General features: G+C 57.4%; 23 protein-coding genes and 1 pseudogene. 21 read left to right on the top strand and 3 right to left on the bottom strand.

The features are described 5' to 3' along the window. The first annotated feature begins 3 nt into the window (after positions 1-3). Together ACZ5C3_RS23340 and ACZ5C3_RS23335 are read left to right on the top strand one after the other, a co-directional pair. A complete protein-coding gene (locus ACZ5C3_RS23340) occupies positions 4-867 on the top strand; it encodes a transketolase (RefSeq protein WP_464033432.1) in 864 nt (287 codons plus the stop codon). After that, positions 864-1,862, top strand: a complete 999-nt coding sequence (locus ACZ5C3_RS23335; RefSeq protein WP_464033430.1) for a transketolase family protein — start codon at positions 864-866, stop codon at positions 1,860-1,862. Before ACZ5C3_RS23340 ends, ACZ5C3_RS23335 begins: the two co-directional genes overlap by 4 nt. 24 nt (positions 1,863-1,886) lie before the next feature. On the opposite strand, the gene ACZ5C3_RS23330 is transcribed toward ACZ5C3_RS23335, so the two are convergent. Further along, positions 1,887-3,623: a hydantoinase B/oxoprolinase family protein gene (locus ACZ5C3_RS23330; RefSeq protein WP_464033429.1), complete on the bottom strand. Its 1,737-nt coding sequence runs from the start codon at positions 3,621-3,623 to the stop codon at positions 1,887-1,889. Further along, the gene (locus ACZ5C3_RS23325) at positions 3,620-5,692 is read right to left on the bottom strand and encodes a hydantoinase/oxoprolinase family protein (RefSeq protein ID WP_464033427.1); all 2,073 of its coding nucleotides are present in this window, start codon (positions 5,690-5,692) and stop codon (positions 3,620-3,622) included. Before ACZ5C3_RS23325 ends, ACZ5C3_RS23330 begins: the two co-directional genes overlap by 4 nt. Before the next feature lie 210 nt (positions 5,693-5,902). Here ACZ5C3_RS23325 and ACZ5C3_RS23320 point away from each other — a divergent pair, with 210 nt between their 5' ends. From ACZ5C3_RS23320 to ACZ5C3_RS23295, 6 genes and pseudogenes are all read left to right on the top strand, one after another. After that, positions 5,903-7,141, top strand: coding sequence for an ABC transporter substrate-binding protein (locus tag ACZ5C3_RS23320; protein WP_464033425.1), 1,239 nt, complete (start codon positions 5,903-5,905; stop codon positions 7,139-7,141). A gap of 11 nt (positions 7,142-7,152) precedes the next feature. Beyond that, positions 7,153-8,094, top strand: coding sequence for a branched-chain amino acid ABC transporter permease (locus ACZ5C3_RS23315; protein ID WP_464033423.1), 942 nt, complete (start codon positions 7,153-7,155; stop codon positions 8,092-8,094). Beyond that, the gene (locus ACZ5C3_RS23310; protein WP_464033421.1) at positions 8,091-9,356 is read left to right on the top strand and encodes a branched-chain amino acid ABC transporter permease; all 1,266 of its coding nucleotides are present in this window, start codon (positions 8,091-8,093) and stop codon (positions 9,354-9,356) included. Before ACZ5C3_RS23315 ends, ACZ5C3_RS23310 begins: the two co-directional genes overlap by 4 nt. Next, positions 9,353-10,105 carry an ABC transporter ATP-binding protein gene (locus tag ACZ5C3_RS23305; protein ID WP_464033420.1) on the top strand — a complete coding sequence of 251 codons (753 nt, stop codon included), beginning with the start codon at positions 9,353-9,355 and terminating at the stop codon, positions 10,103-10,105. The genes ACZ5C3_RS23310 and ACZ5C3_RS23305 overlap by 4 nt, the downstream gene beginning before the upstream one ends. Beyond that, positions 10,102-10,797, top strand: a complete 696-nt coding sequence (locus tag ACZ5C3_RS23300) for an ABC transporter ATP-binding protein (RefSeq protein WP_464033418.1) — start codon at positions 10,102-10,104, stop codon at positions 10,795-10,797. Before ACZ5C3_RS23305 ends, ACZ5C3_RS23300 begins: the two co-directional genes overlap by 4 nt. Before the next feature lie 112 nt (positions 10,798-10,909). Beyond that, positions 10,910-11,125, top strand: a pseudogene (locus ACZ5C3_RS23295) (DUF3470 domain-containing protein); the annotation flags it as partial. A gap of 180 nt (positions 11,126-11,305) precedes the next feature. On the opposite strand, the gene ACZ5C3_RS23290 reads toward ACZ5C3_RS23295, so the two are convergent. Next, positions 11,306-11,692, bottom strand: coding sequence for a RidA family protein (locus ACZ5C3_RS23290; RefSeq protein ID WP_464033416.1), 387 nt, complete (start codon positions 11,690-11,692; stop codon positions 11,306-11,308). Between the two features lie 317 nt (positions 11,693-12,009). Here ACZ5C3_RS23290 and ACZ5C3_RS23285 point away from each other — a divergent pair, with 317 nt between their 5' ends. The 13 genes from ACZ5C3_RS23285 (at position 12,010) to ACZ5C3_RS23225 (ending at position 25,210) form a co-directional block, all read left to right on the top strand. After that, positions 12,010-13,017, top strand: a complete 1,008-nt coding sequence (locus ACZ5C3_RS23285; RefSeq protein ID WP_464044308.1) for a taurine ABC transporter substrate-binding protein — start codon at positions 12,010-12,012, stop codon at positions 13,015-13,017. After that, complete coding sequence (gene atzF / locus ACZ5C3_RS23280; RefSeq protein WP_464044307.1) at positions 13,014-14,399, top strand: allophanate hydrolase; 1,386 nt, start codon at positions 13,014-13,016, stop codon at positions 14,397-14,399. The genes ACZ5C3_RS23285 and atzF overlap by 4 nt, the downstream gene beginning before the upstream one ends. Before the next feature lie 86 nt (positions 14,400-14,485). Further along, positions 14,486-14,836: a Crp/Fnr family transcriptional regulator gene (locus tag ACZ5C3_RS23275; RefSeq protein ID WP_464033408.1), complete on the top strand. Its 351-nt coding sequence runs from the start codon at positions 14,486-14,488 to the stop codon at positions 14,834-14,836. 113 nt (positions 14,837-14,949) lie between these two features. Then, entirely contained in the window at positions 14,950-15,228 is a 279-nt protein-coding gene (locus tag ACZ5C3_RS23270; protein WP_464038411.1) for a helix-turn-helix domain-containing protein, read from the top strand. A gap of 204 nt (positions 15,229-15,432) precedes the next feature. After that, positions 15,433-16,779 carry a M20 family metallopeptidase gene (locus ACZ5C3_RS23265; protein ID WP_464033406.1) on the top strand — a complete coding sequence of 449 codons (1,347 nt, stop codon included), beginning with the start codon at positions 15,433-15,435 and terminating at the stop codon, positions 16,777-16,779. Then, a complete protein-coding gene (locus ACZ5C3_RS23260; RefSeq protein ID WP_464033404.1) occupies positions 16,772-17,785 on the top strand; it encodes a taurine ABC transporter substrate-binding protein in 1,014 nt (337 codons plus the stop codon). Before ACZ5C3_RS23265 ends, ACZ5C3_RS23260 begins: the two co-directional genes overlap by 8 nt. Then, entirely contained in the window at positions 17,719-18,606 is an 888-nt protein-coding gene (locus ACZ5C3_RS23255) for an ABC transporter ATP-binding protein (protein ID WP_464033403.1), read from the top strand. Before ACZ5C3_RS23260 ends, ACZ5C3_RS23255 begins: the two co-directional genes overlap by 67 nt. A 16-nt stretch (positions 18,607-18,622) precedes the next feature. Further along, a complete protein-coding gene (locus ACZ5C3_RS23250) occupies positions 18,623-19,408 on the top strand; it encodes an ABC transporter permease (RefSeq protein ID WP_464044306.1) in 786 nt (261 codons plus the stop codon). 56 nt (positions 19,409-19,464) lie between these two features. Further along, positions 19,465-20,265, top strand: coding sequence for a sulfite exporter TauE/SafE family protein (locus tag ACZ5C3_RS23245; protein ID WP_464044305.1), 801 nt, complete (start codon positions 19,465-19,467; stop codon positions 20,263-20,265). Continuing rightward, entirely contained in the window at positions 20,231-21,598 is a 1,368-nt protein-coding gene (locus tag ACZ5C3_RS23240) for an amidase family protein (RefSeq protein WP_464033400.1), read from the top strand. Before ACZ5C3_RS23245 ends, ACZ5C3_RS23240 begins: the two co-directional genes overlap by 35 nt. A gap of 424 nt (positions 21,599-22,022) precedes the next feature. Further along, positions 22,023-22,985 (top strand): Bug family tripartite tricarboxylate transporter substrate binding protein, encoded by a 963-nt coding sequence (locus ACZ5C3_RS23235; RefSeq protein ID WP_464044304.1) that lies wholly within the window; start codon positions 22,023-22,025, stop codon positions 22,983-22,985. Between the two features lie 233 nt (positions 22,986-23,218). Then, the gene (locus ACZ5C3_RS23230) at positions 23,219-23,437 is read left to right on the top strand and encodes a GMC oxidoreductase (RefSeq protein WP_464031925.1); all 219 of its coding nucleotides are present in this window, start codon (positions 23,219-23,221) and stop codon (positions 23,435-23,437) included. 69 nt (positions 23,438-23,506) lie between these two features. Then, entirely contained in the window at positions 23,507-25,210 is a 1,704-nt protein-coding gene (locus ACZ5C3_RS23225; protein ID WP_464033396.1) for a thiamine pyrophosphate-requiring protein, read from the top strand. Positions 25,211-25,282: the final 72 nt, after the last annotated feature.

Raw genomic sequence — 25,282 nt, 5'->3', positions numbered from 1 at the left:
TCTATGACACCAGCAACCGGCAGCGATCGGCAGCCAGCGCCGCGCACGCGCGATGTTGCCGAATTGGCGGCGATCGCGCGGCGTCTGCGTCGGCGCGTCATCTCTCTGGTCGCACCCTCCGGGCAGGGCTACGTCCAGCAGGGACTTGGTGCCGCCGACCTCTTCGCGATCCTGTATTTCTCCGAGCTGCGAATCGATCCGGCGGATCCGCGATGGCCGGACCGCGACCGCTTCCTGCTGTCGACGGCGCACAACACGGCGATATTCTACGGCACGCTGGTCGAGCGGGGCTGCCTGCCGGAGGAGGGCCTTGCATCTTATTGCCACGACGGCTCCGCATTCGAGATCAATGCGTCCGAACGGCTTGGCCCGGTCATCGAGGCCACCTGCGGTTCGTTGGGACAGGGGCTGTCCGTTGGTGTCGGAATGGCGCTTGCCAATCGACGCCATCGCCGGTCGAGCCGCGTTCACGTCTTGATCGGTGACGGAGAGCTTCAGGAAGGGCAAGTGTGGGAAGCGGCTCTCGCCGCGGGCAGCCACGGCCTTTCCAATCTGTGCGTGACGATCGACTGGAACGCCATGCAGGTCGGAGGTCACATCGATGGTGTCGTCAAGATGGAGCCTGTTGTGGCGAAATGGGAAAGCTTCGGCTTCCATGTGGTTGACGTCGATGGTCACGACATCTCGGCCCTGCTCTCTGCCTACGATGTGGCGCGGGAGCCGCGAGAGCGACCAACCTGTATCGTCGCGAGAACGCTGGTTGGCAAAGGCGTAGCCAACCTGGAAGGCATCATGTCGCACAATCTCAAGCTGCCGCCGGAAACGGCACGGCAGGCGCTTATTGAACTCGGCGAAGCCTCCTTATGACGAACACCAATAGCCGCGGGGCAGACCTCACCGTAAGCGACTTCATCACCCGCGGCATAGCTCCGGTCCCGCGTCTTTATGGTGAGGCGCTGGTCGGTGCTGCTATCGATGATCCGCGAATCGTATGCCTGTGTGCCGACCTGCCGGGCTCGACCGAAACGGATCTGTTCCGCGATCGGCTTCCCGATCGCTTCTTCGATGCTGGCATTGCAGAAGCGAACATGATCGGCATGGCCGCGGGCATGGCCCGTTGCGGCGACATTCCCTTCGTTCATTCATTCGGTGTGTTCGTTTCGCGGCGGTGCTTCGACCAGATCGCTAATCAGATCGCCTATCCCCGTTTGCCGGTGAAGATCGCCGGCTTCCTGCCGGGCCTCACGACGATGCTCGGCGTTTCGCATCAGGCCATCGACGACGTCGCGATGCTCAGGGCGTTGCCGAACATGACGATCATCGAGCCGGCCGGGCCGGAACAGCTCGCGGGCGCCGTCGCAGCAGCTCTGGCCGTCGATGGCCCGGTTTATCTTCGCCTGAAGCGGCCGGACGACGTCGTCACCAATCTGACGTCGCGACCCATCCCGACCGATGAGCCGGGCGAGTTGCTGCGTGACGGCAGCGATGGCACCATTTTTGCGAGCGGCATTCTTGTCGACGAAGCACTCAAGGCGTCGTTGTTGCTCGCGCAACAGGATCGCAGCGTCGCGGTCGTCGCCGTCACGCGGCTAAAGCCCCTCGATGCCCGGTTTGTCTTGCGCCACTGCAAGCCGGGAAACGTCATCGTGACCGCGGAAAATCATTCGACGATCGGTGGACTGGGCTCGGCGATTGCCGAGATCCTGCTCGAGGCCGGCGTGTCAGTCGGCTTCGCGCGCGTGGGTGTGAAAGACACCTTCGCTGAAGGTGGGTCGACGCCCTATCTTCAGGCGAAGTATGGATTGCTCGCCGCCGACATCGTTGCGGCGTACGGTCACGCCGCCTCTCGCCGCACGGCTTGAATCGCTTAGGCGGTTACACGGCTGTTAAATTGACCGCTGGCGATTTTCACGAAGTGCATGTGTCGCCTTCTGATCCAGCAACATCGTCTCGGCGTCGATGACAACGCGATAGATGTCCCGTGCCGCCTCCAGGCTGACGACGTCATCCTGCACATCACGCAACACGCTCTCGGGATCGCGTTCCCAAGCCGGACCAAAACCACCGCCGCCAGGCGACGAAATCCGCAATGTCAACGGCGGAAGCCGTTGTACGTCGTATTGAGGCGGCGATAGGAAGCCCGCGTCGCCGAGTTTAACCATGAGGCTGCCGGCGGCACCGTCGGCGCCCCCTGCAACGCCAAGGCCAGTTGGTTTACGGGCGCCTTCGCCCCGGAAGGAATGCTCGGCCGGAATCTTGACGTTGACGACATAGTCTACGCCAGTGCCGCCGCGTCGCGTGCCTGGGCCGCCACCATCGCGGCGGAATTCGACCTTGTCGATCTGAACAGGAAAGAGGCGTTCCCAGCTCTCGACGTTTGGCAGCATGGTGCCGCCGAGTGTCGTCATCTGGCCCATGGTGTTGAAGCCGTCGCGCTCGCAGACGGCGCCTGCCGCGGGAGAGCCATTCCAGTGGTAGAGAATGAACGGCTCGCCATTTTCTCCCGGCGCGGACGTCGATGCATTGACGTTCTTGCCCCAACTCCCGCACCCGCGATTTGGATCAGCCAGCGCAAGCGCCCGCCAACACGCATTGATGATGTCCTGTGCGGGGAATACCGTGCACATCGTCATAGGAGCCGGCGGAAGCGCGTTCACCACTGTACCCTTAGGAGCGATGATCTCGACGGACCTGTATGTCCCCTCGTTGCGGGGTATCTCGTAGTCGAAGAACGTGGACAACGCGAGATAGACCGCAGAGCAAGTATTCTGATACGAGCTGTTCTTGAATCCCAATATCTGCGGATCGGTCCCGGTAAAGTCGAATACAAGTCCGTCAGACTTCACCGAGAGCACCAACCGGACGGCGACATCCCGTGTTTCGAAGCAGTCATTGTCGCTGACGTCTTCCGCGGAATAGTTTCCAGCCGGCAGAGTCGCAATCGCTGCCCGCATCCGCCTTTCGCCATAATCGAGCGCCGCATCGAAATATTCACGGCAGCGCGTGACTCCAAGATTGGAAGCGATGCCGGCGAGACGCTCGGCGCCAATGCGAGTTGAGCCGATCATCGCCTTGAGATCGCCGTCCATAAGTTCCGGGCAGCGAGTGTTCAGAAGGAGGAGCCTCCAGAGGTCGTCGTTGACGTGGCCGCGGTCGACCAGCCTCATGACGGGAATGCGCAATCCCTCGTGGAATATTTCGGTCGCCTTGGGATTGTAGGTTCCTGCTGCACCGCCGCCGATATCCGACTGGTGACCGCGGTTGCATACGAATCCGATGCGGGTCCCTTCGAAGAAAACGGGACGGATGATCGTATAGTCGGGAAGATGATTGCCGCCCGCAACGTAGGGATCGTTGAGAATATAAACGTCGTCGGGGGCAATCGTCTCGCCGTAACGTTCGATCACAGCTCGTATTGCGTAGCCACCGCCGCCGGTATGAATCGGAATACCGTCTGCCTGTGCGATGACCCGACCGTTCCGGTCGCCAAGAAAGCAGGAGAAGTCGTGGCTGACGCTGAAGATGGCGCTTCGTGCGGTCCGCATCATCACCCAGCCCATCTGCTGAGAAATGTGGTCGAGTTGTTTCTGGATCAGCGTGAGTTGAATGGCATCGATCGTCATGCGTTTGGTGCCTTATCCGCAAATTCAATCACGAAGTTATTGGCGTCGTCGACCCTGAGACGGTCACCATGGTCGATGAGGATCGTGGTCGTGGCTTCTTCGATCAGGGCAGGCCCCTCGATCGTATGACCGATGCGAAGATCGGGGCCTGAGAAGACTTCAATCTGCTCCGGCGGTGAATGGCGCCGCAGCAAGACGGGACGCCTTTTGGCGGCCGGCAGGGGTTCTTTGCTCGGCGCGTGTCTGAGGATCGGGAGGCGCGGCGCCTTACCGATCGCGACGACGCGAATGTTGACAATTTCGACGATGGAATCGGGCTGGCGGTGACCATAGAGGCGTTCATACGCATTCTCGAAGATGGTGCGGGCCGCACTGTCGCTCGCATCTTTCGGCAACTCGATCGAAAGAGGCCATTGCTGCCCGGGATGACGCAAGTCGAGTTCTCGGCGCAAGTCCTGCTCATCGGGGCCGAAGCCTTCCTCGCGTAGCACCGAGCGGCCCGTCGACTCGAGCTCCTCGAAGATCGCGTCCAAGGTGGCGAGCGATCCTGCCACCAGACGGGTCGACGTCGACCGAGAGAAGTCATGGCGAACGTCAGAGTTGAGCATTCCGAGTGCGCAAAACACACCGGCGATGCGTGGAATGTAGACGCCGCGACAGCCAAGCTTGCGCCCAACCGATGCCCCATGCATCGGGCCGGCGCCCCCGACCGCGACCAGCATGAAGCGGGCGGGATCGTGGCCTCGTTCGGTGCTGATCTTCTCGACTGCGTGGAGGAGGTGCTGCTCCATGATTTCCAACATCCCGATCGAGGCATCCTCGATGCTCATGCCGAGGCGTTCGGAGAGATGAGTCCTGACAGCGTTTCTGGCCTTCTCCAGATCAAGAGACACGACGCCGCCCGCATAGGGGCCGGGTTTGAGCCGCCCGAGGATCAGTTGCGCGTCCGTGATGGTGGGGCGGTCTCCGCCCTTGCTATAACAGGCCGGCCCGGGCCGGGCCCCCGCGCCTTCGGGGCCTGTTACCAGCAGGCCGCCGTCATCAACCTTGGCGATGGTGCCGCCGCCTGCGCTGACTGTGTGAATGTCGACCGAAGGTGTCATGACGTGGTAGTCCGCCACTTCGATCTGGTCGGCCATCTCGACACGGCCATCGCGCATTAGAATAACGTCACAGCTCGTGCCGCCGATTTCCATCGTCACCATGTCTGGCGCATCGCCGTGAGCAGCCGAGAAGAGGTTGAGTGCGCCGACGCCAGCGGCGGGACCGGACAGGACGAGTGCCACGGGACGGGCCCGGACCTGGTCGACGGTCAGCATTCCGCCGTTGCTCTGCATCAGCAGCAAGCGGCTCGCAAGGCCGCCCGCCTCGAGGAGTTCAGCCAGTTCGGTCAGATAGGGGACGATGCGTGGTGCGACGGCCGCGTCTACCACCGCGGTCGATGTGCGCTCATATTCTCCAAGCAGCGGCGCGATTTCGGCACCTCGCGAGATCCAGACGCCGGGCCAGCATTCGGCAGCGATGGCTGCGATTTCGTCTTCGTGAGCCGGATTGGTGAAGCTATTGATGAGAGAGATCGCGAGTGCCTCGACATCCATCTTGCGCAGCGCAAGAATCGCGTCCCGCGCGCCGTCGCGATCGAGAGATTCCGTGATCGTGCCGTCGGTGGAAATGCGACCTTTGACGCCCAGACGTCGGCTGCGCGGAACGAGGACACTGGGGTAGGGCGTGCGATGGTCCCAAGGATTACCGCGAAGTCCGCGCCGGATCTCGAGCGTGTCGCGGAAGCCGAATGTCGTGATGAGACCGACCTTGGCTCCCTTTCCCTCCAGCAACGTGTTTGTCGCGATCGTCGAACCGTGGATAAACTGTTCGCATCCCTGAAGCAGAGCTGCGAATGACATCCCGACACGCTCTGCCGCGAGCCTGACTGCACCGATTACTCCTTCAGCTGGATCGCTTGGAACGGTGGGCGATTTGACTGGGATTACCACCCCATCTGCGTCGGCAATCACAAGGTCAGTAAACGTTCCGCCGGTATCGACGGCAATTCGCCAAGGGGCTCGCATCAGGCCTCACATGTAAGAGGCTGGCCGCACGATGGGTAAGCCTCCGGCTGTCGACAATGTCGATCAGTCCCTGGGGTTGGGGCTATTCAACATCCGCGCACCGGACGATAGATAGCGCGGTGCGGCAATTTCATATATCATATATTATATTATTGACAATCTGTCTCTCCCTACATCATATATTATAGCCGGCCGACAGAGGACGTAAGTATGAACAAGATTTATGCTGTTCTAGGCAGTGCCTCATTGTTACTCAATGCGACCGCGGCGCTCGCGCAAGAGCCCCTCAAGGTTGCCCTTATTGAGATGCTATCGGGCCCCAACGCCGCGACCGGCTCCGTTTATGTCTCTGCCGCGAAGTACGAGATCGAAAAGCTGAACGAAGCCGGCGGTTACAACGGTAAGCCGATCGTGCTTCTGACCTACGACAACCAAGGAACGCCGGCGGGTGCCTCCGAGAAGGTGACGGCGGCATTGAACGATGGGGCCCGGGTGATCGTCCAGGGGGTGTCGTTTGCGATCTCGGGGCAGATCACGGATGACGTGCGCCGCTACAATCTGCGAAACCCGAACGATCCGGCAATCTTCCTGAACGCGGGATCGGAAGCGCTCCCCATGACGGGAGAGAAGTGTCACTTCTACCATTTCAAGTTCGCAGCCGATGCTCCGTCCCGCGTTCGTGCGCTCGCCCAAGTTTTCAAAGGCAAGTCGATCGGCAAGAAGGCGTTTATCGTGAACCAGAACGTCCTGTTCGGTCACGAGATGGAGGAGGCATCGCGTCGTCTATCGGAAGAGGGCGGGATGACAGTCGTCGATACCGTCCAGCACGAGCCGAACAAGCTGCAGGACTTCTCTCCTGTGGTCGCGCGAATTGCGGCGTCTGGAGCCGATACGGTTATCGTCGGTAGTTGGGGAAATGATGTCCTTCTGCTGATGAAGGCGGCCGCGGAAGCCAAGCTCAAGGTCAAGTTCGTCGGAATGTTCTTCGACTTCCCTGGCAACATCCGCAGCGCCGGCGACGTTGCAGAGGGCACTCTGAACATCGAATTCTTTAATCCGGAAAACGGTGGCGAGGCCGGCATGGCTTATGGCCGCGACTTCCTCGCGAAGACGGGCGGATGGCCCTATGCACCGCAGGATCGCGTTGTATACACGCTTGCGTTCTTTGGCGAGGCGCTGAAGGCGACACCGCCGAAAGACGGCAAGATCAGCATCAAGGATATCGCCCTTGGGCTGGAGAATGTGCACTACAACGCTCCGCATGGTCCGATGAGCATGCGCAAGGAAGATCATCAGGCTTACATTCCAATCGCGATCTCGGAAGTCTCGCGCAATGCGGCGATGAAGCTCGAAGGAACTCCATTCGGTCTGCTTCCGGTGGCAAATGTCTCTGGCGAGAATTCGATCGCGCCGGTCCAGGCTTCCTGCAAAATGAAGCGTCCGGACTGACGGGAGGACGAATGGAGTTCGTCGTCAGCTCGCTTCTGAACGGTCTCATCTATGGCCTGCTGCTCTTCATGGTGTCGGCAGGCCTGACCCTCATCTTCGGAATGATGGGGGTGCTCAATTTCGCGCACGGCTCGTTCTACATGCTCGGCGCCTATATGGGCTACTTCCTTTCCTCGAGGATAGGTTTCATTCCGGCCCTGTTCGGGGCGGGACTCATCGTCGGTATAGTTGGAATGCTCTGCGAGCGCTTCCTGCTTCAACCCGTACATCGCGAAGGTCATGCCCACGAATTGCTCGTGACCTTCGGACTGCTCTTCGTCTTCGACGAGATCGTCAAGATCGTGTTCGGTCAGTTTGCGATGAATTATGCCGTGCCCGCCGATCTGAACTTCGAAGTTTTCCGTCTTGGAAACTTTGGATATTCGTTCTACCGCCTGTTCATCGGTATCGTGGCCGCAGCGCTGTTCTCGGGACTCTATGTCCTGGTGCGTTACACGCGTGCCGGGCTCATCGTCCGTGCGGCCGTCCAGCGGCCACTGATGGTGCAAGTCCTCGGGCACAATGTGCCTTTGGTTTTTATGATCGTGTTCGCATGCGGCGCGGCGATGGCCGGGATCGCGGGTGCAATTGCCGGCGCCTTGCTGACGACCAGTCCCACCATGGCACGCGACATCGGCACGCTCGTTTTCGTGATCGTCGTGATCGGCGGTCTCGGATCCGTCAGCGGAGCGCTCGTTGCTTCTCTTCTGATCGGCGTTTTCAGCACGTTCGCGATCGGCCTTGATTGGACGATCGCCGACGGGCTTGCGTGGTTTGGCCTGCGATCCGTTGCCCAGCAGATTGGCGGTCTTTTGGTCACGCCGCTGTCGACGATGGCCGGCGTTCTACCGTTCGTATTGATGCTCGTGGTTCTACTCGTCCGGCCAGCCGGTCTCCTGGGAAATCGGGCATGAGCATGGTCGTGGGAGATGAACCGTCGGTTGCACCAGTCGGCTTCAGACGTCGCGGCTGGCTTTGGCTGGCGGGTCTCGTCGCCGTTGTTGCCTTGGTCGCACTGCCGGGTTGCCTCAGCCCAAAGGGCGTTCACTACGCGATCAGGCTGCTCATCGCTGCTCTGTATGCGATGGCCTTCAATGTCCTCTGGTCGCAGGCGCGGCTTCTGTCGTTTGGACAGGCGGCGCCTTTCGGCATCGGGGCATTCAGCGTTCTGCATCTGATGCGGCTGCTGGAGGATGCGCAGCTGTCCTTCCCGACTCCCCTTCTGCCGGTGGCCGGCATTCTAGCCGGAATTGTCGTCGGGGTGCTGGTTGGCTTCTTCGCCACCATCCGCACCGGAACATATTTCTCGATGATCACCCTGGCGATGACGGAGCTTCTGGGCGTACTCGCGCGGCGCTGGAATAGCGCATTTGGAGGCGAGACAGGGCTGTCCTCCATGCGTATGCCTTGGGCTGGACTATCGTTTGGGAATTTTTACGAAGTCTACTACGTCGTCCTTTTCTGGTGTCTGCTGGGGTTGGGGGTCCTCTGGTTTCTCAAGCTGACGCCATTCGGGAATATTGCGGCAGCAGTCGGCAACAATGAGCGCCGATTGGAATTCCTCGGCTTCAACACGCGAATTTTGAAGACCCAGATCGTGACAGTGTCGTTCGCGGTCGCAGGCCTCGCAGGCGGATTGCTGGCGTTTACCACTGAGAACGCCAGCTATGAGCTCTTCTCCGGATACACGTCCGCCGAGCCCATCATCCAGAGTTTCTTTGGCGGGGTGGGGACGTTCTTAGGGCCGGCACTGGGCGCTGCGATACTAGCCCTTTTCGGACTTGTATTGTCCGACGTGACCCGAATTTGGCTGCTGTATCAGGGAATCCTGTTCATTCTGGTCATCATCCTGCTGCCGATCGGCGTCGGCGGTGCGATCGCAGCTCTGTCCTCTGGCCGGGTGCCGTGGGCGAAAATGGGACCTTGGCTCGCGGCCGTTGGTTGTGGGCTGCTGCTGTTGTTCGCGGGGACCACGCTGATCAGCGAACTCGCTTATCGATTCTTTCAAGTGTCGAATGTGAAAGAGACGCTGGATATCTTCGGCCTCTCCATTGCCGTAACGTCAATTTCAGCATGGATCTTCGGTATTGTCGCCGCTTCGATCGGCTTGATCATCGTCCTCAAGGGTGAGCGCAGGATGCGTGAATTCTGGGCGAGTGCGCGGCCAATGCCATGACGAAGACGGTGTTGCAGACGTCAGAGCTCAAGAAGGCCTTTGGTCCGATCGAAATCATTCGCGGGGTTGATCTCAAGGTATGTGAAGGCGAGCGCCACGCCTTGATCGGTCCGAACGGAGCGGGAAAGTCGACGATGTTCGAACTCCTTTCCGCGTCCATCGCACCCACCTCTGGGGATATCCTGCTGTTCGGGCAATCGATCCTCGGGCTTTCTCCGGCGAATGTGAACCGGCGGGGCCTGGGCAGATCCTTTCAGATCACGAGCGTATTCCCCGGGATGACGGTTGCGGAAAACCTCCGCCTGGGCGTGTTTGCCCGACGGGGCATACGGTTCGACGCCATGCACCTTTCGTCTCGCCTGTCGGACGTCAATGAGGAAGTTGAAAAGCTCATGACGACGGTCCGTCTCCAAGACAGGCGAAACACAAACGCGAGCGACTTGCCCTATTCCGAGCAGCGCGCGCTCGAACTTGCGCTGACTCTGACAACGGATCCACAATTACTGCTGCTTGATGAACCGACGGCCGGCATGTCCAGACAGGAGGCCGAACATACGGTGGAGCTCATCCAGCGGGTGACGGACGGGCGAACTCTGCTGATTGTCGAGCACGACATGGAGGTTGTTTTCACACTCTGCAACCGGATCTCGGTTCTCGTGTACGGTCAAGTAATTGCGACCGGGGAGCCCCAGGCGATTCGCAAGAACGCGGATGTCCAGACCGCTTATCTCGGAATTGATGCGCAATGAAGCTGAGCGTCGACAACGTCTGGGCCGGCTACGGTGGTTCGCAGATTCTTCGCGAAATGAGCTTTGACGTTTGCTCGGGCGAAATTGTCACTATCTTCGGCCGAAATGGTTCGGGCCGATCCACCGCATTGAAGGCGATAGCAGGAGTCATTACGCCGAAGCAGGGATCAATCCGGCTTGATGATCGCGAACTCGTCGGCCTGCGCCCGGATTCGATCGCGAAAGCGGGCGTCGCCTACGTGCCCGAGGATCGTCAGGTATTTGCGAGTCTTACGGTCGAGGAGAACTTGCGCCTGGGCGAAAGTCGGAGGAAAGGCTTCTGGTCCATCGAGCGTGTATGGAAACTGTTTCCCCGCCTTCTAGAGCGCAAATCCGTCAATGCGGGTTTTCTTTCGGGCGGCGAGCAACAGATGCTAACGATTTGTCGATCGCTCGTGGGCAATCCGAATGCCATCCTGATCGATGAGCCGACCGAAGGGCTCGCGCCCAAGGTTGTGGCGCAGGTGATGGACCTGATCTCCATTATAAGAAGGGAAGGGGCCGCCGTCGTACTCGTCGAGCAGAAGACGAGCTTCGCCTCATCGATCAGTGACCGCGCGTATGTGGTTGGCCATGGTCACATGGTGTTCGTAGGTTCTCCCGCGGACCTTCAACGGGACGAACAAGTTCGACGGACATGGCTCGAGGTCTAGGATGAGAGACGGCTGTTGAGACAGGTCGCTAACGACCGATCGCGAGAACTGCGTCACGCGTTCGCAATGCCATGAAATTAGGTCGCTGAAGAGTAGCGCGGGCTCTAGAGAGGATTGCGGCGTGTGTGAGCCGGAATGCCCGGCCGATGCCATCAAGCCAGATACGGCACCTGACGCAGCAAAATGGTTGCCGCTCAACGCCAAGTTTTCTGCCATCTGGCCGAATATTTCTGACTCGAAAGACCCGCCTGCCGATGCGGAAGCCTTCGAGGGCATGGAAGGAAAGTACGAGAAGTTTTTCAACGAAACGGCGGGGGCTGGCTCTTAGACCGAGGGCAATTTCGATTGGCGTATCCATCACTAATTTCGATTATCTTCTTCCAAGCTAATCCATAATAGTGGCAGCATCGGTGGATGGCGCGTGAGCAGGCGATCGCAGCTGCTGCCGAGCGAAAATGATGTGAAGTGAAGTCACAACTTGACCTTGTGCCCTTCTGTTCTCTGGGGCTTATCCCAGGGCAGCAATGGCATCGATTGCGATCGCTGCCCCGAGAGCAATTTCAGTCACACCGACGCCAATCGAGCATGGAGGATCCTTGACGAAGACTTCGCGACGGATGCGATCGAACGTCGGCCAATCTCTCTGCCGGTTGGTGAAGTACATGGTTATCTTCACGACGTTGGACATATTCCCACCATGCGCTTGAAGAATTAGCGCCATATCCTCGAATATCTGACGGATCTGACGTTCAACTGTCTCGTGAATGTGACCGTTCGAGCGATCTTTACCGGCTAGGCCGCTCGTAAAGACCAAATCTCCCACTCGAATTCCTGCAGAATACCAGCCTTCGAGGCTGTGCTTGAGTTCGGGTATTTGCGCGATGTGTTTTTCCAAGCGACCGCTCCTATCAATGCATCTTGCGAGCGCTGAATAGCAGCGTGGCCTCGGTATCAGATCAAGGCGTTTCTTTTAGCTGTTCTTGCCGTGAAAACGTCCAACGAACACGGACGGAAATTTTCTGACATTCTCGCTCGTCGGAGAACTACGTGTTCCCTTGCGGTGGGTGTAGCGCCAAGACGCGCTCCGACATCATGCAATCGGTAGAGTCTACTTCGTGAGACCGCTGAATTGTAGAAGCGCGCGGTCAGAAAACGGCTCAGCACCCATTGGCATAGATGTTGCCTAGCTGTCAGAAGTTGGATCGGAGACCTATGATGTTTCGCATCGTGTCTGCAGCTATTGTGACTTGTGCCGCCTTGTTGATCGAAAATCCAGCCGCGGCTGACATCCGCGTTGGATGGCAAACAGGCGTCGTCAACACCGTACTCACATATGCGGTGGAGGCGGGCAAATTTAGCGAACAGGGACTGAAGGTCGAAATGAAGCCGTTCGCTGCGGGGCCAGCCATGCTGCCCGCGCTTGCAGCTGGAGAAATCGATCTCGGTTGGATGGGCGAATTTCCGGCCACGACAGGTTTTGCGAATGACTTGCCCATTCAAATCGTGCTCGTCCAAAGCATGCTGCCAACGGACGTTCGTCTGGTCGCAACGCCTCAAAGCAAAATCAGTGACCTTAAGGACCTGAAAGGAAAGAAAATCGGCGTCACGCTCGGCTCCACGAGCCATAACCATGTTCTCCTCGCCCTCACCGCTGCTGGACTGACTGAGAAGGACGTAACGCTGGTCAATCTGGCGCCTGCAGCCATGGTGCCGGCATATACGGCAGGTCAGATCGATGCCGCCTTCACATGGGAGCCGGGAAGCGGAGAGATGGAGAAACTGGGAGGAGTCCGGCTCGCCACGACCCGCAGCCTCGGCTCAATGACCGGGCTATTTGGCGTCGCCAACAAGTCCTATCTATCGACGCATTCCGAAGATTTTCAGAAGTTTTTACGAGGTTGGTCTTCGGCACTTTCTGACTATGCCAAGAATCCGGATGCGGTTCTCGCATTTGAAGCGAAGCGTCTCAATCAGCCGGTTAATGATCTCTCCAAACTCATCGAGAGACAGGGCGCTTCTTTCCCTCCGGTCGAGAAGCAATTGACGCCCGACTACCTGGGATCGGCTGGAAATCCGACCGACTCAAAGGTTCTTGCTCACGTAGAGGGAATTGGGCGCTTCCTTCACGGGATTCAGCGTATCAACAGTCTTCCGCCGAGCTTCTCACCCTTGATAAATCCCGAACCTGTTCAGATGTTCATTAAGAGCCAAGCCAAGTGATCGACCAATTCAAGCGCATCAGCTTCTCGTCGTTGCGGAAGTTATATGCCGACGACATTTCTTCAATCGAGTCGGTATTTGCAGAGTTGAGCGCTGTGCTTGCTCAAGAAGCGACGCAATCAGTCTGGATCTATCGTGTCGCCCCGGAACAGGTTGCCGCCTCAGTACGCCAGCTTCTTGAACAAAAGCGAGCGGGCGCTGAGTTGCCGCTGTTTGGAATCCCGTTTGCGGTGAAGGACAATATTGACGTGGCGGGAATGCCGACGACGGCTGGCTGCCGCGAGTTTTCCTATAATCCCGCAACGTCCTCGCCCCTTGTTGATCGAGCGACGAAACTGGGGGCGATTTGTCTTGGGAAAACCAACATGGACCAGTTTGCTACTGGGCTGACGGGGACTCGTTCACCGTTCGGGATCTGCGCATCGGCCTACGATCCTGCATTCATAGGCGGCGGTTCGAGTTCTGGTTCGGCAGTGGCCGTTGCCAAGGGAATGGTTGCCTTTGCATTTGGCACTGACTCCGGCGGGTCAGGGCGAATACCTGCGGGATACAACAATGTGGTCGGTGTGAAGCCGACAATTGGCGCGTTGTCACTGAACGGCGTGGTACCCAATTCTCGCTCATTCGATTGCCCGTCCATATTTGCCAATGATGTCGATGACGCGATCGAGGTCTTAGATCTGGTGTCGCCCTACGATGAGTGTGATCCGTTTTCGAAAAAACCTTTGTGGCCAGCTCTGGACGATGAACTCAACATGGCCAATGCACGGCTTGCGGTGCCGCGCCTGGATGAATGTGAATGGTATGGGGATAAAAACTCCGCCGGCGCCTTCGTTTCTGGTCTGGATCGAATCCAACGATCGGGCGGCATTGTGAGAGAGATTGACTATTCTCTCTTTCAAGAGGCTGGCCAGTTGATGCTCAATGGTCCTTGGGTGGCTGAACGGATTGCTGGAATACGCAACTTCTTTGAACAAAAGCCGGACACGCTTTTGCCCGTTGTGCGTACAATGTTCGAGCGTGGGCATCTCTGGTCGGCGGTGGATGTATTCGAAGCTTCTTACCGGTTGCAGTCCCTGCGCCACGAAGTCGCGAAGAGTTTTGATGGCGTGGATGCATTGATCGTCCCCACAGCTCCGCGCCCCTACAGGATAGCCGAGGTATTGGCTTCTCCGATCGAGAAGAATATCGAAGTCGGTCATTATTCCTACTTCGTCAATCTCCTGGATTTGTGTGCAGTTACGGTGCCAAACGGCTTCTTGCCCAATGGCCTGCCAACCAGCCTTACATTCGTTGCACCTGCCTGGAGAGATAAGACAATCTGGGCTCTCGCGCGTCAGTTCATGGCCAAAGAAATCGATGGAGATGAAGCGGTGTCGTGAGAGGATTGAAGTCCCGCACCGGCTCGATGGAGCGAGACCTGTGATCCGGCTTGCTCCCCCTCAGATTTTAGCTGTAGAATCTTGTCATGCCCGAGATTGGAGACAAGACTGCAGGTATCCGGCTAACTGTTGTCGATGACCAAACAACCAATCATGCAAGCCTGATCGGCCGCCTTCCTCCTGAGGCCCGGGAGCGAGTGGAAAGTTATGGAACAAAGCGTTCATACAACCGCGGCGAGTTCATACTGCGACAGGGTCAACTGCACGACGGCATCGTCATTATTGAGACCGGATTGGTCCGCAGCTTCTACACGGCGCCGTCGGGTAAGGAAATCACCCTCGCCTATTGGCTGCCGGGGAATTTCGTTGGTGGGCCGGAAATATTCGGTGGGGGCCTGCATGTTTGGCGGCGACAGCAGCAAAAAAGAGCCTGGTAACCCACCTTCCCGGAAGCGGCTTGCGAGAACTTGCGCGCAACGTTCCAGATCTCGCTTTGGAACTCATAGATGCCTTAGTCTTCAAGGCGCGCTGCTACTCATCGTTGGCCCAGATGCTCGGGACCAGGTCACTCGCACAGCGGCTTGGGCAGGTTCTCCTTCATATGGCCAATAACTATGGCCTCGATGAGCGAGATGAGAATGGCGGCGTTGCAGTTGCGGCAGCGTTTACGCATGCGGAGATTGCGAAGCTCATCGGTGCGACCCGGCAGTGGGTTACAATCAGCCTCAATCGAATGCAGCAGGAGGGGATCCTGCGTCAGAATCGTGGGATGCTCGTAATCCAAAGAATGGACCTTTTGTCGGATGCGGCGATAGCCGACGACGAATAATACGCCTTCCTGAGGCACCATTCGCTCAAGCCCATAACATCTCGGCCCTGCAGGAAATTATCGGACAGAGGCCGATGAGCCTCCTCACAGGACCTTATTCCCCGAATTTTCAGTGATTTTTCGCCTCGTGCCGGCTGGAGCTCGCTTCAAGGTGAGCGTGGCACACACCTTGCTACGAAGAGGGGATTGTTACGAGAGGTGAGGATGAAAGCTGCGATGGACACGATGGAGCGAGCGAGCCTGACCGCGATCGAGGAGCGCGTGCTCCGCAACATCACCGAAGAGGCCTGGCTGAACTTGACATGCGAATTGGTGCCGGCCGGGCAGCCGGACGCAGAGAACCCTCTCGATCCGGATGAGCCGGCCGGACGCGAGGAAGGTGCTGCCCTTTTCATTGGGGAGAAGCTTCAGCAAATGGGGCTCAGCGTTACCTATCCCACGAAACGTGAGGGGCGTCCTAACGTGATCGGCGTGCTTGATGCCAGCCTCGATGGACCATCACTCATACTCAATGACCATCTCGACACCTACCCCGCTGGCGACTGGAACTCGTGGACAATGACGGGTGGGCATCCATTCCGTCCGACGCGTCACAGCGACAAACTCTACGCGCGTGGAACGTCCGATACGAGGGGCAATCTCGCCTGTACGTTGCTGGCAGTAAAAGCGATCCGCGACGCGGGCATCACCCTGAAAGGCAATCTAAAGTGCGTCTACACTGCTGACGAAGAAAAGAATGGTCCCGACGGATCCATCTTTCTGCTCGATGAATTGGGCCTGAAGGCTGACTACACCATCGTTTGCGAGCCCACAGGCTGGACGAAGCCGGATGGCAGTTGGGGCATGGCAATTGCCATTGCGAACGGCGGCAATTTTCTCGTCGAAATCCAGACGTTCGGCACAATGACGCATCTATGGAGGCCGGATACTGGAGTGAATGCTGTCGCCAAGATGGCCCGCCTCCTCACCGCCTTCGAGACCATGACTTTCACCCACACTCCGGCGAAGCTCGTTGGAGGCACGCCTCCAATGGTAGCTCTCATCCGGGTTCAAGGCGGGGAGAAGCGTGAGATGCAATTCACGCCCGACAAGGCGCGTGCGGTCCTGGCAATCGTCGGAATTCTTCCAGGAATGACGGTGCAAAGCGTCATGGACGACATCAATGCCGTCATCGAAAAAGAAGCGCGGCAAGACCCGACGCTGAAAGCCACGGCACGACCATATCCGGGCGCCATGTTCGTCGACGGCACACTTGAGCAAGATGAGGCCGCAAATCCAACAGCCGCTCTTACTCACGCTTATAGCCGCCTGCTCGGCGAAAAACCCGCCACCTATCGAAAGAACGCTTTTAACGACACGATTCGCTTTGCAGAGCGCGGTCTTGCAGCGATCACGTTCGGCCCGGGGGAAGATGGCTGGCCCCCGATCAACGAATACATCCACATCCCGAAGGCTGTTGCGGCAACCAAGATATTGGCACTCACAATTCTGGAGCTTCTTGGCTCCGCCGATAACGTTACATCCAGCGCCGAGGAATCATCGCATGCTTAACATGACACGCCGAGCCCTGTTCGCTCTTTCTTTATTGACGATTTCGACTGCGTCTGCGCAGGAGATGAAACCAATTCGCATTGGCTTCCAGACTGGGGAGATCAATGTCATCCTTTCGTACGCGTTGGGAGCTGGCTTATTCAAGGCCGGCGGCCTAGACGTGAAAGTGATGCAGTTTCCCGCCGGTCCGGCGATGCTTCCTGCATTAGCAGCCGGAGAACTCGATCTCGCATGGATGGGCGAATTTCCTGCCGTTACAGGATACGCCAACGGCCTCCCGCTTCAGATTCTATTCATGGAGCGCATTGATGCCACTAACGTAAGGCTTGCAGCTAAACCGGAAATCAAGACTCTCGCCGATTTAAAGGGCAAACGGATCGGCGTAGCAATCGGCTCCACCAGCCACTATCACCTCCTGAGAGCGCTTTCGAAGGCAAATCTAAAAGCGTCGGACGTGACATTGGTCAATCTGACGCCGGCCAACATGCCCCCGGCGTTTGTGGCGGGACAAATCGATGCAGCATTTGTGTGGGAGCCGAACGTAAGTGCGATTGAACGCGCAGGCGCGGCTCCGATCGCCACCACGAAAAGCCTGGGAATGATCACGGGCGGCGTCTGGGTGACACGCAAGCCTTTCACGGACGCTAACCCGGAAACTGTTCAGACGTTCCTGAAGGTCTGGGAGCGCGCGCAGAACGACTACAAGGCTCATCCCGCAGAGGTTCGTGCATTCGAAGCGAAGCGTGTCGATATGACGGCCGAGCAATTCGACAAGCTGGTCGAGGGTCAGAACGTGGCTCATCCCACGTTCCAGGAAATCCTGACAAGCGATTTCATGGGACCGCCTGGCCACGAAGCCGACTCTCGACTTGGAAAACATCTTCAGGGCATCGCCGCGTTTCTCGTTGATGAAAAACGCATTCAGGCGGTCCCGACGGATTGGGCTGGACTGCTTTATACCAAGCCGATTCAAAACTACCTATCGGCCCGGAAATCAACCTTATGAGCGTCGTAACCTTGCCTCTGCAAGTGAAAGGTGACGAGCGAGCGAGGAAGGCTGATGCGATGATGGACTCCAAAATGAAGCCGATGCTCAAGTTCGAGGGCGTCGGCTTCGAATATGATGGCCGGGCAATCATGCGAGATGTGTCCTTCGCGGTCGCCAAAGGCGAGATGGTCGCGCTTCTAGGGCCATCAGGGTGCGGAAAGACAACGATCCTGAACATCGTAGCCGGCTTTCTCACCCCAACGAAAGGCGTCGCTTTCGTGAATGACAAGGAAATCGCAGGGCCGGGACCTGACAGGGGGGTTGTATTTCAGGCCGCCGCTCTCTTCGACTGGATGACCGTGGCGGACAACATCTCATTCAGTCTTCGATGTTCGGGGCGACCAAAGGCAGAACGCCGTAAGGTCGCTGTAGAGATGGCGCAACTGGTCGGCCTTTCCGGGTTCGAAGATGCCTACCCGTATCAGTTGTCTGGGGGAATGAGACAGCGGGTTGGCTTGGCCAGAGTATTGGCTGCGAAGCCAAAAGTCATGCTCATGGATGAGCCGTTCTCCGCCTTGGATGTGCAGACGCGGGAAGTGCTTCAGGAGGAGGTTATCCGCATATGCGAACAGACCGGATGCACGATCTTGTTTGTCACGCACAGCATCGATGAAGCTGTATTCCTGGGAGACAGAATATTTCTCCTTCGAGATTTAAGCGACGGATCATTCGATGAGTTCGGAGTGAATTTGCCGTCGCCGAGATCGAATGGCGAGAATCGATTGCATCCCGAGTTCTTGCGTCTACGCGAGCTCATTTACCGGAAGATGCGACACTGAATGCAAGGGGGCCGAAATGGATTCGAAATCGAAAGCCAACAAGCAGTACGGCGCTCTAGCAATACTGGCGCCGCTTGTCATTCTGGGGTTATGGGCTCTGGTAACGATGAATGGCGCAGTCTCGCCGACCATCCTGCCATCACCGATGGCCGTAGCCGGCACGTTCGTTGATATTCTGCAGCGGGGGTATTCCGGAACGAGCATTTGGGTTCATGTTGGGACGAGTCTGTGGCGTGTAGGGGTTGCGTTCGCGATCGGATCAGTGTTGGGCATCGCGCTAGGCTTGCTACGCGGTCGATTGCCTGCAGTCGATGCTCTGTTCCTCGTACCGTCAGAACTCGTGCGCCCCATTCCGCCTTTGGGTCTGATTCCCTTGTTCATCCTTTGGTTCGGAATCGGTGAGCTTTCGAAAATTCTCCTGATCCTTCTATCTGTGTTCCTGATCATGATGGTGAATGCTCAAGCCGGATCGCGGTCTTGCGCTCTCGATGCCCTAAGGGCCGCCCAGTCGATGGGCGCGGGAAGGTGGCAAACATTTCGCTTTGTTGTTTTGCCGTCGGCGCTGCCTCAGATCATGACCGGCTTGAGAATCTCGATGGGATCAGCGCTTACAATCCTGGTGGCATCCGAGTTGCTCGGAGGCGATCGAGGGCTCGGATTCGTCATCCTCGATGCGAGCAGCTTCTTTCGTACGACCTACGTGTTCTCAGGGATCATTCTCATCGGGGCGATCGGACTGATCAGTGATCGAATCATCGCGTGGCTCGCGCGGCGTATCGTGCACTGGGAAGGAAAGCGTTGAGTTGCACGACATTCTCCGCATTGCCGTCCTGTTCCCTCGTGGCCTCGCAGGTCGAAATGAGCCTCCCAGTGGTCCTCTTGATTGCTGTCGCCGGGCTTATTGCGGGCTTCGTGCGGGGCTACTCCGGATTCGGGTTCGGGCTGGCGGCAATTCCAATTCTGACGATCGCACTACTTCCTCAGGTCGCGGTACCGGCTATTCTGCTGCTGGAGCTCCTTCTCGCACTGGTCACGGTCAGGGGAGTGCGAGGCCAAGTGGCCTATCCGACGTTACGCTGGATGGTCGGGGGGACGCTCCTCGGAACCCCAATTGGGGTGGTCACGCTGATCAACGTCTCTCCCGACGCGATGCGTATTGCGATCGGCCTTACCGTTATCATCGCAGTTATCGTGCTTTGGCAACGCAGCAGCGCCACTGCGGCTGCTCCGCGAACGACGTCGTTGCTCGCTGCCGGCTTCGTTTCAGGTCTGTTAAATGGAGGAACCGCGATGAGCGGTCCTCCGGCCATTATCATTCTGCTCAGCAATGGCGCTTCAACCCAAGTTGCACGCGCAACGATCATGAGCTTCGTCGCGATGAGCGGTCTCCTCGGCGTTACAATCTCTTGTCTCAACGGCCTCTACACCTTGCGGGTGTTCCTAACCGCACTTGTCATGATCCCCTGTTCGATCATCGGAGCAAGCGTCGGAGATGCAGCGTTCCGAGGTTCGCCCGATGCGCATTACAGGCGTATCAGCCTCTTGATCCTTCTCACCGTTGCTCTGGCTGCCATCGTCGCAGCGGGGTGGCATTTGTCTCACTCCACTTCAATACGAGAACATCATGTTGAATCCGGCGTTACACGATCGCGGTTTTGAATTTACTCGAGGAGCATTGCGAGGAGGTGCAAGCGCCAAAACCATAGTGATGGAAAGCTACCGCCGCGCGGCTGCCGCAAGTGAAGATGGCATATTTACGTGCCTTGTGCCGGAAGAGCGAGTTATGAGGCGCGTCGATGAGTTGCAGAAGCGCGTTGATGGCGGGGAGATTCTACCACTCTTTGGGCTGACGTTCTCCGTCAAAGACAATTTGCACGTGGCCGGCATGGCGACAACGAGCAATTGCCCTGGCTTATCGATTTCTCCAGATGAGAGTGCCGAGGCGATACGACGCGTGGAGTCTGCGGGTGCAGTACTCATCGGCAAAAACACGATGGACCAATTCGCTGCGGGCTTGAACGGCACACGCACGCCTGGAGCGTTGTGTCGAAATGCGGTTGATCCAGACTATATCGCCGGGGGCTCAAGCTCCGGTTCGGCCGTCGCGGTAGCGCGTCACATTGTCTCTTTCTCGCTAGGAAGCGATACAGGCGGGTCCGGCCGGGTGCCAGCCGCGTGCAATGGTATCATCGGCCTGAAGCCATCGCTCGGAATCGTCAGCACAAGTGGAATTGTCTACAATAGCCGTTTCTTTGACTGCATACCCGTCTTCGCGCAACGCGTGAAAGATGCTTTCGAGATACTCTCTGTCATGGCCGGCTATGATGCCACCGATCCGTTTAGCAATCCGAGTGCGGATCACGTCGAACTGTTCGATGTCGCGATAACTGAAAAGCGCCTGGCAATACCCCGTTCTAATCAAATGGAATTTTTCGGCGATGACGAGTCAAAACGCACATACGAAGCAAACTTGCAGGCCCTGAATTCTCGTGGCTACAGTTTGACCGAGATCGACTATGAGCCGTTTAAGCAAGCTGGGCAGTTGGTCTTCCAATCTGCCATGGTTGCGGAGCGACTTTGCGATTACGGCGATGTCATCGCGAAGAGACCAGAAACTATTCACCCGGCGGTATGGGCATCGATTGAACCTGGACTGTCTTGGAGTGCAAAAGACGCCTTCAAAGCCATTTACGAAATGAAAGCACTCCAGCGGCAGGTATCGATGACTTTACAGGGTTTTTGCGCCTTTGTTGTTCCGACCGTGCCCACGATATTCACCATCGATCAGTTGCTTGCAGAGCCGATGTCGCGAAACTCGGCAATGGGTACTTATACTTACTTCGCCAACCCATTAGCTTTCTGTGCGGTTTCGGTTCCCGGCATGCGCCGCGAAGACGGATTGCTGTCGGCGATTTGCTTCAACGCGCCCGCGGAACGGGATGGTGTCCTTCGGACGATAGCCCTGGAGTTCGAAGGAGCGATCAGCGCTTGAGGGCTTCCAACGTTTGACATGATGACAGCTCAAGCAGCTGGGTTGCACTCGATTGATCTCGGCCCGAGTATCATCAAGCGGAGCAACTGGCGGCGGCATTATGAGAACGCTGCATGGAACGCGGAATTGCCCTGTTGTATTGAGGGTAATGTGTAACGACTACGAACACGGCGTCGGTCGCCGCAATGCAGTAGCTTCTTGGCTCAGCGTAACTACAGGACGAGGATCCTTCTCACTGCGGAACAGCGGTGAACGATCAAATTGCTCGAACAGGCCATAGCTCCCACGCCCGAGTTGCCCTCGAGATAAGCGGATGCCTTTGCAAAAAGCACACATTGCCCATCATATGAGTTTGACGATGGGAGAACTCAGCACATTATTCACAGAGGTTTTATTTTTAGACACATAGTATGGGAGGCGAGTCATGAAGAGCTTGCTTGCGCTGATCGTAAGTTTCGCGACGATGACGTCGGTCTACGCCCAGACCAGCAACTGGCCAAGCCGACCCATAACGTTTGTGGTCCCCTATGCCGCTGGAGGTTACACCGACGTTGTAGGTCGTATCGCCGCCACCTATCTTGAGAAAGAGCTCGGCCAACCCATTGTCGTCGAGTCCCGCCCAGGAGGGGGCGGCATTATTGGCGTTCAGTACGTGGCGAACTCGGCACCTGATGGATACACGTTTTGTGTCTGCAGTGTCGGGGCCATATCGATTGTGCCCTTCATTCAGAAGGTGAGCTACGATCCGCTCAAGGACCTCATTCCCATCGCGATCGTTAGCACGGTACCTCAAGTCGTCATCGTCAGGAAGGATCTGCCAGTGAAATCCCTTGCAGATCTGGTCGAGCATGCGAAGGCCAACGCCGGAAAGCTCAACTATGGATCGAGTGGTATCGCAGGTCTGACGCATTATTCAGTGCGCCTCTTCGAGGCGCGCACAGGGATGCGGGCTCAACACATTCCATTCAAAGGTGGCTCTCAATCAATTCTTGCCGTTGTGTCTGGCGAGATCGACTTCGCTTTCGCGAACATGACGGAAGCCTTGCCACAGATGGAAGCAGGGACGGTGAGGGGAATAGCAGTGACGTCGAAGGAGCGTGTCCCGTTTTTGCCGAACGTGCCGACCGTTCACGAGACGCTGCTGCGCGATTATGTGGTTGAGAGTTGGAATGGAATCATGGCCCCCGCAGGAACGCCTGAAGCGATTGTAAAACGCCTCGCTCAGCTTCTCCAGAAAATGGCGGAGGATCCCGCTGTAGCGGAAGCGATGCGAAAAATCGGAAGTGAAGCTGTAAAGGGAAACCCCGAGGAGTTCGCTGCGCAGATTAGGGCAGAAGCTGAACAATGGGGCCCCCTGCTCAAAGAGATATTCGAAAAGAACGGTTGACAAAATTCCGCCGACATCAGCCCCGCGAACGTATTAGCTCACAGGGGCGTGCTTCAATATTCGTTCTCGAACGGAATATCGAGAACTTTGCGACCCACTTTGTCGTCTGCGGCGGGAATAGATTAACGCAGCCCACGAGCTTGGATTTTGTTTGAGATGGCGCTCGCCGCTAACTGGGCTTTGGAGGAGTGCGTGGCCTAGACTGACGTTTCGCGTCTGGTGTCAGGTAGGGCATGTCGCATGAGACGATGCGGTCCGGCCGGATGGCAGTCCTCGATCCAGAGGGAAAGGTCGTCGGAATCGAAAATATCTATGTGGCGGATTCATCAACAGCGAACACAAACATTCCGACGATTATGTTCGCGAAGAAGCTCCGCGACGCAATATGCGAAATTAAAAGCCGAGGCTGCATAACCAACCCTGCGACACATATCATCTTATATGATGAGTGATTGACATATTTTACGTTTGGAGTTGAAGTCTGCAACATTCGGAGCGGACATCCCGCTAGAGGAAGTGACATGGAAACAGCCGAGAAGATCTCCGTGGCCGAAGGATATCTTTCAGCGTTGAGCGCGGCGGGGATTCGTTTCGTCTTTGCCAACTCCGGGTCCGACTTTCCTCCGATCATCGAGGGAATGGTTCGCATGCAGCGCGTCGGTAAGAGCGTGCCGCAATTTATTACCGTCCCTCACGAAAACGTCGCCCTCTGCATGGCGCAAGGCTATTCGAAGATTTCAGGGGAGGCCTCGTGCGTCATGGTCCACGTCAACGTGGGCACCGCGAATACAGTGTGCGCAATGATGAATGCCGCGCGCGACAATGTCCCTGTGATTTTAGCCGCGGGACGCACACCGTTAACCGAGGAGGGCCACGTCGGCTCGCGCGATCGTGTGATCCATTGGATGCAGGAGAATTTCGACCAGGCTGCGATAGTTCGAGAGTCGGTCAAGTGGGAGTACGAGCTGCGCCACGGGCAGCCGGTTGGTTCTATTGTGCAACGCGCGGTCGATATTGCAATGAGCGAACCGCGCGGACCAGTTTATCTAACACTGCCGCGAGAAACGTTGATTGATGAAATGTCTATCGAGCAGCCGTCATTTCGCGCGTCCGCACGCGGCGCCATAGCTGCTGCACCTTCCATGCAGGGGCTTGAGCAAGCGGCCGACTTGATTGCAAACGCGCAGATGCCGCTGATTGTCGCCGGCCGTGCCTCTACAACATCTAGAAGCTTTGAGGCGCTTGCAAGGCTCGCCCAAAACGCGGCAATTCCCGTCACGAGTGCTGCTCATGCGAATATTGCCTCGGACCACCCTATGAATCTTGGGCCAATTACGAGCAAGCTGCTAGAAGCGGCAGATGTAATCGTGGTGCTTGAGTCCCCAGTTCCGTGGATGCCGCACCATATGCAACCGAGCAACAGTGCAAAGATCATTCATATTGCTCACGATCCGCTCTATCGGACTTATCCTGTTCGAGGCTTTCCGATTGATCTCGCGATCGCAGGAGATCCTGGTCTTGCCGCTGAGTTGCTCGACGAATTGCTCGAATCGCGCCTCCGGAGTAAGTCGGCAATTGTCGACGCGCGTAGGAAGTCGGTGTCAGCCCTGCATGCGGAAATCGTCGAAGGCCGCAAGGCCATGATCGCAAGCTTGCGCAATAAGGCACCGATTAGCCCAGCTCTCGTCGCCGACGCACTCAATCAAGTGCGTGATAAGAGCGCGATCGTCGTCGACGAAATGGGTTCAGGTTATCACTATCTGGACATGTGCCGGCATGATGGCTTCATCACCGGAAGCTCAGGTGGACTCGGCATGGGCTTGGGGCAGGCGATCGGTGCCAAGCTCGCTGACCGCAGCAGGCAAGTGATCTCAACGATAGGCGATGGCTCCTATATGTTCGGTGTTCCGCTTTCCGCTCACTATGTTGAGCGCGCCGAAAAGCTGCCGACTCTGACAATCGTGCTTAACAACTCGCAATGGGATGCCGTAGCGCGGGGTGTTACAGCCATCTACCCGCACGGTGAGGCCGCGCGGCAAAACGAGATTCCACTCGTTTCGCTTGCGCCATCCCCTGATTTTGAGATGGTCACGCAGAGCTGCGGCGGATATGGGGCGCGGGTTGAGAACCCCGCAGACCTCGTGCCGGCGATCGAGAAGGCATTGCAGGCAAACGCGGACGGTCGGCAAGCGACATTGAATGTTATCACCGGTCTGAGACTATGACCTAAATCTTGAAAAGACGGCCCTGCACCCGCTCCGAGCGTTCTGTCGGTTGGATGTCTCGCATAAACCACC

It is taken from the genome of Afipia dichlorophenoxyacetatis (assembly GCF_055386385.1).
Note: the sequence above shows the minus strand (reverse complement) of the source record. Positions and strands in the feature narration are given on the sequence as shown.

Coding starts and splice junctions, on each gene's coding strand:
- ACZ5C3_RS23260 (WP_464033404.1), top strand. CDS start 16,772: ATGCTTAACATGACACGCCGAGCCCTGTTCGCTCTTTCTTTATTGACG.
- ACZ5C3_RS23310 (WP_464033421.1), top strand. CDS start 8,091: ATGAGCATGGTCGTGGGAGATGAACCGTCGGTTGCACCAGTCGGCTTC.
- ACZ5C3_RS23275 (WP_464033408.1), top strand. CDS start 14,486: ATGCCCGAGATTGGAGACAAGACTGCAGGTATCCGGCTAACTGTTGTC.
- ACZ5C3_RS23325 (WP_464033427.1), bottom strand. CDS start 5,692: ATGCGAGCCCCTTGGCGAATTGCCGTCGATACCGGCGGAACGTTTACT.
- ACZ5C3_RS23265 (WP_464033406.1), top strand. CDS start 15,433: ATGAAAGCTGCGATGGACACGATGGAGCGAGCGAGCCTGACCGCGATC.
- ACZ5C3_RS23335 (WP_464033430.1), top strand. CDS start 864: ATGACGAACACCAATAGCCGCGGGGCAGACCTCACCGTAAGCGACTTC.
- ACZ5C3_RS23235 (WP_464044304.1), top strand. CDS start 22,023: ATGAAGAGCTTGCTTGCGCTGATCGTAAGTTTCGCGACGATGACGTCG.
- ACZ5C3_RS23320 (WP_464033425.1), top strand. CDS start 5,903: ATGAACAAGATTTATGCTGTTCTAGGCAGTGCCTCATTGTTACTCAAT.
- ACZ5C3_RS23240 (WP_464033400.1), top strand. CDS start 20,231: ATGTTGAATCCGGCGTTACACGATCGCGGTTTTGAATTTACTCGAGGA.
- ACZ5C3_RS23270 (WP_464038411.1), top strand. CDS start 14,950: ATGCTCGGGACCAGGTCACTCGCACAGCGGCTTGGGCAGGTTCTCCTT.
- ACZ5C3_RS23300 (WP_464033418.1), top strand. CDS start 10,102: ATGAAGCTGAGCGTCGACAACGTCTGGGCCGGCTACGGTGGTTCGCAG.
- ACZ5C3_RS23250 (WP_464044306.1), top strand. CDS start 18,623: ATGGATTCGAAATCGAAAGCCAACAAGCAGTACGGCGCTCTAGCAATA.
- ACZ5C3_RS23340 (WP_464033432.1), top strand. CDS start 4: ATGACACCAGCAACCGGCAGCGATCGGCAGCCAGCGCCGCGCACGCGC.
- ACZ5C3_RS23305 (WP_464033420.1), top strand. CDS start 9,353: ATGACGAAGACGGTGTTGCAGACGTCAGAGCTCAAGAAGGCCTTTGGT.
- ACZ5C3_RS23285 (WP_464044308.1), top strand. CDS start 12,010: ATGATGTTTCGCATCGTGTCTGCAGCTATTGTGACTTGTGCCGCCTTG.
- ACZ5C3_RS23330 (WP_464033429.1), bottom strand. CDS start 3,623: ATGACGATCGATGCCATTCAACTCACGCTGATCCAGAAACAACTCGAC.
- ACZ5C3_RS23225 (WP_464033396.1), top strand. CDS start 23,507: ATGGAAACAGCCGAGAAGATCTCCGTGGCCGAAGGATATCTTTCAGCG.
- ACZ5C3_RS23230 (WP_464031925.1), top strand. CDS start 23,219: ATGTCGCATGAGACGATGCGGTCCGGCCGGATGGCAGTCCTCGATCCA.
- ACZ5C3_RS23245 (WP_464044305.1), top strand. CDS start 19,465: ATGAGCCTCCCAGTGGTCCTCTTGATTGCTGTCGCCGGGCTTATTGCG.
- ACZ5C3_RS23315 (WP_464033423.1), top strand. CDS start 7,153: ATGGAGTTCGTCGTCAGCTCGCTTCTGAACGGTCTCATCTATGGCCTG.